At 42.5% G+C, this 8,962-nt stretch carries 8 protein-coding genes; 2 read left to right on the top strand and 6 right to left on the bottom strand.

The genetic code is table 11. From position 1 onward, the window contains the following. Both C8R30_RS15040 and C8R30_RS15035 read left to right on the top strand, forming a co-directional pair. Positions 1 to 319, top strand: a 319-nt coding sequence (locus tag C8R30_RS15040; protein WP_146162706.1) for an efflux RND transporter permease subunit, incomplete at its 5' end; no start/stop codon positions are given. Positions 320 to 411: 92 nt separating this feature from the next. Continuing rightward, positions 412 to 1,056: a class I SAM-dependent methyltransferase gene (locus C8R30_RS15035; RefSeq protein WP_090666408.1), complete on the top strand. Its 645-nt coding sequence runs from the start codon at positions 412 to 414 to the stop codon at positions 1,054 to 1,056. A gap of 70 nt (positions 1,057 to 1,126) precedes the next feature. On the opposite strand, the gene C8R30_RS15030 is transcribed toward C8R30_RS15035, so the two are convergent. The 6 genes from C8R30_RS15030 to C8R30_RS15005 all read right to left on the bottom strand — a co-directional run. Further along, a complete protein-coding gene (locus C8R30_RS15030; protein WP_090666410.1) occupies positions 1,127 to 1,768 on the bottom strand; it encodes a tetratricopeptide repeat protein in 642 nt (213 codons plus the stop codon). A 592-nt stretch (positions 1,769 to 2,360) separates the two neighbouring features. Next, positions 2,361 to 3,293, bottom strand: a complete 933-nt coding sequence (locus tag C8R30_RS15025) for a glycosyltransferase (protein WP_090666412.1) — start codon at positions 3,291 to 3,293, stop codon at positions 2,361 to 2,363. An 8-nt stretch (positions 3,294 to 3,301) separates the two neighbouring features. Continuing rightward, positions 3,302 to 4,282: a sulfotransferase family protein gene (locus C8R30_RS15020; protein ID WP_107790494.1), complete on the bottom strand. Its 981-nt coding sequence runs from the start codon at positions 4,280 to 4,282 to the stop codon at positions 3,302 to 3,304. A gap of 574 nt (positions 4,283 to 4,856) precedes the next feature. Continuing rightward, entirely contained in the window at positions 4,857 to 6,329 is a 1,473-nt protein-coding gene (locus tag C8R30_RS15015) for a carboxysome shell carbonic anhydrase (protein ID WP_181257818.1), read from the bottom strand. Between the two features lie 922 nt (positions 6,330 to 7,251). Continuing rightward, entirely contained in the window at positions 7,252 to 7,521 is a 270-nt protein-coding gene (locus C8R30_RS16780; protein WP_258192071.1) for a ferritin family protein, read from the bottom strand. A gap of 103 nt (positions 7,522 to 7,624) precedes the next feature. Then, positions 7,625 to 8,962: thioesterase domain-containing protein (locus tag C8R30_RS15005; protein ID WP_258192070.1), on the bottom strand; the 1,338-nt coding region annotated here is incomplete at its 5' end.

Raw genomic sequence — 8,962 nt, 5'->3', positions numbered from 1 at the left:
CCAGGCATTCAAAGCTATTGTGGCAAAACGTCATGCAGCGGGTGAAAAAGTCACGGTGAACGATCTGTATACCGCTGTGGCACAAGGCGCAGTAAGCCGGATACGCGCGGTGATGATGACCATCGCGGGCAGCATCCTGGGTTTGTTGCCCGTCATGCTGAGTACAGGCACCGGCTCTGAAGTGACGCGACGCATTGCTGCACCAATGGTCGGAGGAATGGTCACGGCCACGGTATTAACGCTGATCATCTTTCCCGCGGTCTATGTGCTAATCAAGGAAATTTCAATTCGTCGCTCATTTACAATAGAAAAAACCTGAAATTTTTTAATACAAGCTAATTAATGAATTTTTCCATTGAATATTGATCACGCTCCAGAACAATTTCTAACGAAAACAAAAGGCCAATTTTTATGAAGAAACAATCCCAATACATTCCCGCGCTTCATTTTCATTGGTTGACACGTTGGTACGATCCAATGATGAAGTATTTGTTTCATGATGAGACATTAAAGATGGCCTTGATGAACCAAACTTACATTCAACCTGATCAGACAGTACTCGATATGGGTTGCGGAACGGGTACGCTCGCGCTCATGATCAAACAATTGCAACCAAACGCAAAAATTTACGGACTCGATATCGACCCTCAGATCTTGGATATGGCCAACAAGAAGGTTCAACAGACAGGAAGCCAGATCGATTTGCAGCAAGGATCAGCGACTTGCCTACCTTATCCAGACCAAAGTTTTGATCATGTATTTGTCAGCTTGGTACTGCACCATCTGACGAGGCAAGACAAGCAGCAAGCGCTTAAGGAAGCATTTAGGGTACTGAAAATTGGCGGCGAATTGCATGTAGTGGATTTTGGAGAACCCCACAATGCAATGATGTGGTCAATCTCGTGGCTAACGCGTTGGTTTGAAGAGGTTTACGATCATGTTCTCGGGCTGCTGCCCGTTTATACAGAAGAGGCTGGCTTTCAACCAGTAGAAGAAATCACAAGTTATCATTCAATACTTGGCACGGTCGTTTTATACCATACCAGTAAACCCTGAGCTAATAGGCAGAACAAGATCCATAAGCGCTTGATAAGATCATGACCTGTTTGTTCCAACCAATGGGGTATTACCATTTTCCAGCTTTTTTTAACTTGTTTCTGAGGCCTGGCAAAGGAAAATCGAGAGCATAAGCACTTTCAGCATGCATTCTAGATTTACCGTAATCTTTCTTATCGAAATAGAGTAATCCCAAATTGTAATGAGCTGTGGCGTTATCTGGTTGTAATTTAATGGCAATCTCTAATTGCTCAATGGCTTGGTTAGGTTTGCCAGTTTTTGATAAATAGCCGCCATATATCATTCGAACAATACCATCATCTGATCTGAATCGAATAGCGCGCTCGAAGTAACATTCAACAGGGTATTTTAAACCAGGAGGATGAGTAGTTTTATCTCTGATGGACAGTTTTGCTAAAGCGGTCAAAGCCCTATGGTGATTGGGGAATGCGTGTAGGGTGTAGCTCAAATCTCCACCTATCGTTCCCGTTCTTCCTCTAACTAAGTTCTCTATTTCAGGTGTAAAGTGCATTCCTTCAACTAGATCGAGATGTTGTTTTAAACTAAACCTATTTAGATAATCGTAAGGCCCGTATATGTCAGGCCCTCTTAGTTCTCCACAAAAATTTACTTGCCTCGCCATCAAGAACGTCGGAATGGACATCAATAATATCAGCAATATCAGCACACCAATTCGAAGCATTTTTTCCATTGATATCTTGTTAAAGGGTTTATGTAATCAATTCGATTATTTCAAGAAATAACAAGGTTAGGCACTTGATCTAAAGAAGTCAGCAAATCATTACTTATCCACTATTTTAGGATGACTGATAAACTTTTAGTTCTCATAAATCAAGCAATAAAAATATAAATTACTTATTTTTCTATGTTTTTATCGACTATTTTGTAGCACACGATGCAATGCACTTTAACTAAAATAAAGACGCTTTTTTGCTCTATCGTTAAGTTTATGCCCAGGAGGCTGTTAGAGAATAGACCGATCTACTGCGGAGGAGCCTGGTTAGCCGGATTTTCCGATCCTTTTCGTTGAATAGAGCAGCTATTCGCCTTAAATGATCGAAAAATCCAACTCAACTAAATTCACCCTCGCTACGGCCACTTTTCTCGGACAACCTCCTAGTTTCTAAATTATTGGCTTTGATCATACTTTTAATAGTCTCTAAGCTTTAATGAACGTATTAACCTAATCTCTTGGCATTCAAGGGCATCATAGCTAACAGAGTATCATGATGATAATCGAATTGTGTACCCATGATACGCATTCACCCTGATTTTTTACACTATCAATAACTAGGTCTCCAACCAAGGCTACTGATGGGTATGTATGCAAGGTATTTCAGATTAACAGGAAAAGTGAACCAGGCCTTTAGAAATGATCTAATGGCTATTTTATGATCATTTGCTATTAAATGATGTAACCCAAATTCAAAATGATACTTTGCGAGCTGTTTGCGAAATTGCCAATTTGTCAAGCAGTTCCCGTTAGGGCTGCACAGCCCCCATTTCTTTTTTGCATTAATAAGTAAAGTCGTCCGATAATCAATAGGGCGAATTTTTCGATTACCCTGTCCAGGGTGCTGTCGATAAAGTGTTGTAGAACGATGTAGTTTTAGGAAGGGATATTTTCTTGCGACTCGTAACCACAAATCCCAATCTTCACTGTAAGGTAAGTTCTCATCAAAATCACCGCATTCATCGAAAACTTCTGCTCGAATCATCGCCGTGCTTGTCAACACCCAGCTATCGAGGAGCAATAAATGATATATCCATCCAGAATAATAATTATCAATTTCATCATTGACTAATTGATTGCCAAAAGTATCGGGGGATGCAAAAGTGCCATCAGAGTTTGATTTCCACAAAGTAAAGCTGCTATAAACAATGCCAATCTCGGGATGCGCCATAAATTCCGCTACCTGGCGTGATATTTTGTCTGGAAACCAATAATCATCATGATCCATTAAACAAATAAATTGTCCAGCGGCTTCTTTTATCCCTCTATTACGCGCCACACAAACGCCTGAGTTATTTTGAGTAATCAGTTTTAGCTTATCTTTATAATCAGAAATGATATGCCGAGTTTTATCAGTCGATCCATCATCGATAATAATTAACTCAATTGAAGGATAATCCTGATTTAGAACACTATTAATCGTTTCGGCAATATAAGACTCACAATTGAACGTAGGAATGATAACTGATACTAGTGGCTGCATGTGCGGGCTTATACGTCTTTACCAAGCAAACGCTCCAAGAAACGGACTGGTTTACCCATCATCCACGACCTGGAACGCATAATTTTATTCATGGTAAGTTGTAGATTTGAACGAATTTTATTGATACCAAGAAGTTGTTCTACCAATAATGGTGGAAATTGCTGCAACGCCTCAACCTGTGATCTCAGCTTATCCAGATTTACTGGATCTAACTTATTTTGCGAGCCTTTTGCTAATGAAGACAGCTCATTATACAAAACTATCGCATACTCAACTAATTTCGACTGTTCATCATTATTAAGTAATAAAGTATTGTGATGAATCAAGTCTTTGGAAATAAATTGTTTTAGACATGTCTCGGCTTTACTGGGCGATATCGGAAAATTAAAATTAAGATCATGCTCAATTTTTGAAAATTCATATACAGGATCACTCACTAGATTATCAAAAGTAACAAATGTACGCGATAATCCTCGCGTCCAATACTCAGCTTCAAGGTAATGTAATAGCCATAAAAGGTAAGATTTTTCCTTGGAAAAACCATTACGCCGTTTGAGGGAGAGATAAACTTCCTCGGGTGGGCGAATTACAAATACAAATTTGGCTTTAATTTTCTCTTCCGTCAGAATATTCAACCACCAGGGAAGCAAGCGGCAAATTCGTGGATCTTTGACCGCCCACATTGTTGTATCAGAGAAATCTCTTCTCAAGTAATGCCTAATTTTTTTGGCATAGTGCTCTAAATCCTCAGATTCCCACCAGTTACTCGATTTTTTTAAGATATCATCCCATGCAGAATTAAGTGCCAGTAATGCTTCATCATTCGTATCAGCAATATCGCTGTGTTCAAAATAACCTTTAGCATTAATATGAGCGTGCCCGGCGTAAAGTTTTTTTCCGAGCTCCACTCCTAAACAACGCAGCATTCCTGCCGTTGCCGATGTGCCACTTCGATGCATGCCCAAAATAATTAGGGAAGAATTATTCAAAATAAATCCTTATATCAAATAACCTATTGTTATTTCTAATTTAAAAACACGGTCTTAGGCTGAAGCTGGAACTTTACCTCTCAATTAATTTGCTGTCCATCAACAAATTAAACACATGTGTTTTAAACCAAAGTAAGTCTGAATAGAATAAGCCATTTTATATTCTATATAGGGCAAAATAGAGAGACATTTGTTGTGGTTCTCTATAAACTGGACAACCTGAGAATAATTAAGCTCAAATACAATTAACTAATCAGGTTGAGGCTGTTTGAGGAGATACTTTATTTGGGTAGTAGGCTTTATCAAGCGATAAGCTATTAAGGTTCTTATGAAAATACGCCTTAGTATGTCATTCAAAATCAAATAATTAAGCTTCTCTTAACCTCCTGTACATTATCTAATTCCCGAGTATACAGCTGCTCATACTTTACCGTTTGCCATAGCGTTCTCAAGAAACACCTCCCAAGCAACTGATTTAATGAAGCATATTTTTCCATGATCTGGCTACTCTGTGTTTCTTCGGCGCGATTCGCGGCGTCCGGCCGATTACTTCGCTATTCTCGGACAGCCTTACCTAGTGCTCAGCTTCTTTGACCTCATCTTCAATGAACGTGCATCGCTCAGTGCCAACTTTATCACTTATTGCAATCTGGCAATTAAGCAGACCTCTTTCATGTAGTTTTGAATAACGTGACTCTATTGCGGCTTTGACACGCCGACAACGTTGTATCACACGTTCCCGGGCACCTGGCACCCGGGAAGAGTAGTGATAGTGCACGAGTATAGGGATTGCCAGACCGTGCTTGATGTTAAGCTCAGTAAATATCTTGACGCCCACATCTAAGTGGACTGCAGCCTCTTCGACTGTGTTGAGGTGAGCGAAATAATATTTATTGCGCAAATGTAATTCATTCATGGACTCTCCGGCGCAGATAAAACGCTCGTTGTGGCCAATCACCCGATAACGCCCAGCATGATATTGGATTACAAATTCAATTTGCGATAGGTTGGCTTCTACGAGCCCTACTACCAAGCTTCGCATGCCTGCTGCCATCTTTCCTTTCTCAGAGCTTAACCCACTTTCTGCTTTGTCCAATGCATCTGAAATATACATCCGAGCAGTTTCTTGATCCATTCCAATCGACTCTTGATAGATTTTGCCACTATCAATATAGCGGTCAGGATTAATATCACCACTTGCATTTGGGAAATGAACGCGAATGGAATCTATATCGGTATCGACACCAATTAGAAGAATATCTGGCGCGGCTCCGCGACCATAAGTATTATTTATAGCGGCGCGTAACTCATTGAGTCTTTCCAGCGCGGATTTGAGTGCTTTCTCAGTATCGCTACCATGTGCGGCACAGCCTTGGTGAGCGGGGTTCGAGCTGCTGTAGTGATATACGGCAATCTTTAAGTAATTTTTATCTTCATCTCCAGGAAGGCCACCCGTCAACCGCTCGAGTTCACGATGCGCCCAATTAACAATATCTTCTTCGATATTAAACATTGCACCAGCATAGGACTTGACATAAATAGACTCACTGGGCACGAGACGGAGTATGAAGGATAATAATCCTTGTAGTCGACCATCCGCACAGGAACTAATATTGACAGTATGGTAACCGCAGGAATGGATGAAACTTGTATGTAAGGCAATGCGCTCACGCCAAGAGGCCTGGTCAAAGCGCGCCTTTGCGACACATTCTTTAAAACTGCGAAAGATACAGTATGAGTGCAGCGCACGCAGGTTTAGACCAGACACCCAGGAATCTTCCAGTAAACTCAAAGGTAACTCATAATGTAATTGATCAAGTGCAATACGCTGCGCGCGAGTGACGAAATCAAGTTCATGTTGATAAATGGAAAGTGTTTTTAAAGTATTTGTAATTGCTGAAAAGCGACTGCGAACCAGCTCCTCATAAATATATAAAAATTCATTCAACTCTGGATCAACGAGTGAATGCTTGGAAACTTGATTTGATCCTGCCGCACTGATGGGCTCAACGAGCGGCTCGGTTTTTACCATTAAATTTTCAGTCATATTCATAGCAGCTATTCACCCCCGCTCAGCAAGTTGTGTTTGTTAATTTAACTAACTCTCAAGCACGTGCACCATAGGAAACAGTCACGGCTACTCTTTTTGTTGCATTTTCAGCGGAGCCAGTAATACGGCTCTCTAATACAGAGGTCGCTCCACTGCGCACTGTGAAAAAAGATACCCGTTCGGGGATCCCGAGTTACCTTAGTGACTAAGAGAAGTTGAAAAAGTAGATACGTGGCAAACTACACTAATGAATATATAACTCATATAGGTACAGCTTCATAAAGCTGCCAGTGTATATATAGATTGGTCTAGTCTTAATATTCACAAAAAAGAGTAAGTCAACCTCCATGAAATCAACTTTTCCATTCATCAAGTAAAAAAATTCTAGTCCAACAGGTATAAAGATTTCGTGAAAAATATGTTAATTATTTGTAAATTTTGAAAAAAAATGAGCGCTATGATTGTTTCCGGTATATGGCAAATAGTGACGATTTTGGTAATGTTGCCGTCGATCTGCAAATTCTTGGTTTTACAGGTATCTAATTATCAGCCAGCGTCAATGAAGTGAACAGTGCTTTGGATTGCCGCGTCGCTACGCTCCTCGCAATGACGGATTTGTTTATCTTTATCAAAAAGATGGATAGCAGCAGTAATGCCAGTGCCATCAGCGAAAAGAGTCGGGTCCTGAGTCGAGAACATCCACCCTCACAAACAATAATCCCAACTGCCGTTGGCTGCAATTAAATAAGTTCTTTGGTTTCCTAAAGGCCAATATTTGGATCATGTAATTGGCTACTGCCCTTGCCGCCACTGTTACTCATAGCCCACCTCTTTCAGTTAGACTAATATTTCGAGACCCAGTGCAGTAAGTTGCTGCGTGTACGGCAAGTGGTGGCGATTTTGGTAATGTTGCCGTCGGTCACAGCAAATTCTTGGTTTTGCAGATTTTTAATTCTTGGCTGGCGTCAATAAATGGAGCAGTGCTTTGGATTGCCGCGTCGCTATGCTCCTCGCAATGACGGATTTGTTTGTCTTTGCCAGAAATATTGGATAGCGGCAGGAATGCCATCACCGGACGGTTGTGCGCCAGAATTACTTTTAGTTCTGGGTTCTTGCGTACATTAACGCGTTGGTTATAAAAATCAATTGCCTCTAATTCCTCGCGCAAGGAAATAATCGCTCGATGCATAACGCGTATTTCGTCGGATAGTTCCTGAGAGGCTCGAGATAGCCATCTGTAGCCATGATCATTCTCCAATTCTATGGCGAATAAAAAGACCAATTGTTGCGTTCTATGAATCAATAATGCAACACGTCTGCTCAGATAAAGTCGCTGACAACAAAGATGCTATCTCCTTCAGGATGTGTTCGCTACGGACGATACCATAATGATCGGCGTCAATCTCAATCGCGTGGGTTTCGGCAGGACTGAGTTGCCGTTCGAGCATCAGGCGTTCATCATACGCGCGGTTCGCTGCCCACCAGCAAATCGTCTGTGTTGTCAGTGGTTTCAACGCGGGGATTTGCAGCGAGAGCTGTTTCAAGTGACGAGCCACCATAAAGGTATGTGCCAACTCTTCCACTCCCATTGCGGCGTAGTCTGGAAGGGTTGCATCTTGCCCGGATTGCTCATGCTGCTGACTCAGTGTGCATGCCTTTTCCAGTAATGCCATTACTTGCGCGTTTGTTTCCGTCAGTTTAGTCTGCCCGAAAATAGTTGCATGCAGGGATGAGTCAAACTCGACGCCGGGCAGCACAGCAGCAATAAACTCCAGGAAATCCTGCCGCCAGTCGTCTTGCACTGGTTCGGATGATTCGATACCCGGTACATAGGAATCAATCAGGCCGAGAAAAGCAACCGTTTGTTGTTGTGCTTCCAAGATAGCAGTCATCAGAGCAGCCAGTGCGCCACCCAGTGACCAACCCAGCAAATGGTACGGCCCCTGCGGCTGGTTAGATCGAATCATGCGGCAATAATCCTCGGCCATTTGCTGCAAGGAGCTATCACGATGGGCGCTGTCAGCCAGCATCCGACATGGAATGCCATACACCGTGCGCACGCCCTGTAGTTGCCGCGCAAGCGGTTGGTAATCGAATACAGTACCCATGCCAGCATGGATACAGAACAAAGGTTTGGCCTTGTCGTTTTCTAAGAATTGATTGAGCACCAGTAAACCATTGGGCTTGGATAGTTTATCCAGCCCAAGCAGCTCCGCAATCGTCGGGCGTTGCACTAAATCGCGCAGTTTGAAATCCAGTTTTGCGTCGGTCAGATTACGAACGCGCGCCATCACCTTGAGGCTCGACAATGAGTCCCCCCCCAATGCAAAGAAATTATCGGTTTCACCGATACGATCCACACCCAGTACCTCTTGCCAGACACGCGCCAGCAATTGGGCTTCGGATGTCGAAGGTGCGCGATAAGTATCGATTGACGACATCCCCGGCTCAGGTAAACGCTTTCGATCCACCTTGCCATTCGCATTCAAGGGAAGATTGTCCAGTACCACAATCGCCGAAGGCAACATGTAATCAGGTAGGCTCTGCGCGAGCACTTCCCGCACTGTAGGAGAGGTTACCGAATGTTCTTTATGCAGCGAGACATACGCCACCAGTCTTGCACCGCTCGG

The sequence above is a fragment of the Nitrosomonas nitrosa genome, from assembly GCF_003051105.1.
Lineage (GTDB): Bacteria > Pseudomonadota > Gammaproteobacteria > Burkholderiales > Nitrosomonadaceae > Nitrosomonas > Nitrosomonas nitrosa.
This window is presented reverse-complemented; position numbering and strand designations above follow the sequence as displayed.

Bases quoted from the DNA above. Each gene is read 5' to 3' on its own strand.
- C8R30_RS15035 (WP_090666408.1), top strand. From the start codon at position 412: ATGAAGAAACAATCCCAATACATTCCCGCGCTTCATTTTCATTGGTTG.
- C8R30_RS15030 (WP_090666410.1), bottom strand. From the start codon at position 1,768: ATGGAAAAAATGCTTCGAATTGGTGTGCTGATATTGCTGATATTATTG.
- C8R30_RS15025 (WP_090666412.1), bottom strand. From the start codon at position 3,293: ATGCAGCCACTAGTATCAGTTATCATTCCTACGTTCAATTGTGAGTCT.
- C8R30_RS15015 (WP_181257818.1), bottom strand. From the start codon at position 6,329: ATGACTGAAAATTTAATGGTAAAAACCGAGCCGCTCGTTGAGCCCATC.
- C8R30_RS16780 (WP_258192071.1), bottom strand. From the start codon at position 7,521: ATGCATCGAGCGATTATTTCCTTGCGCGAGGAATTAGAGGCAATTGAT.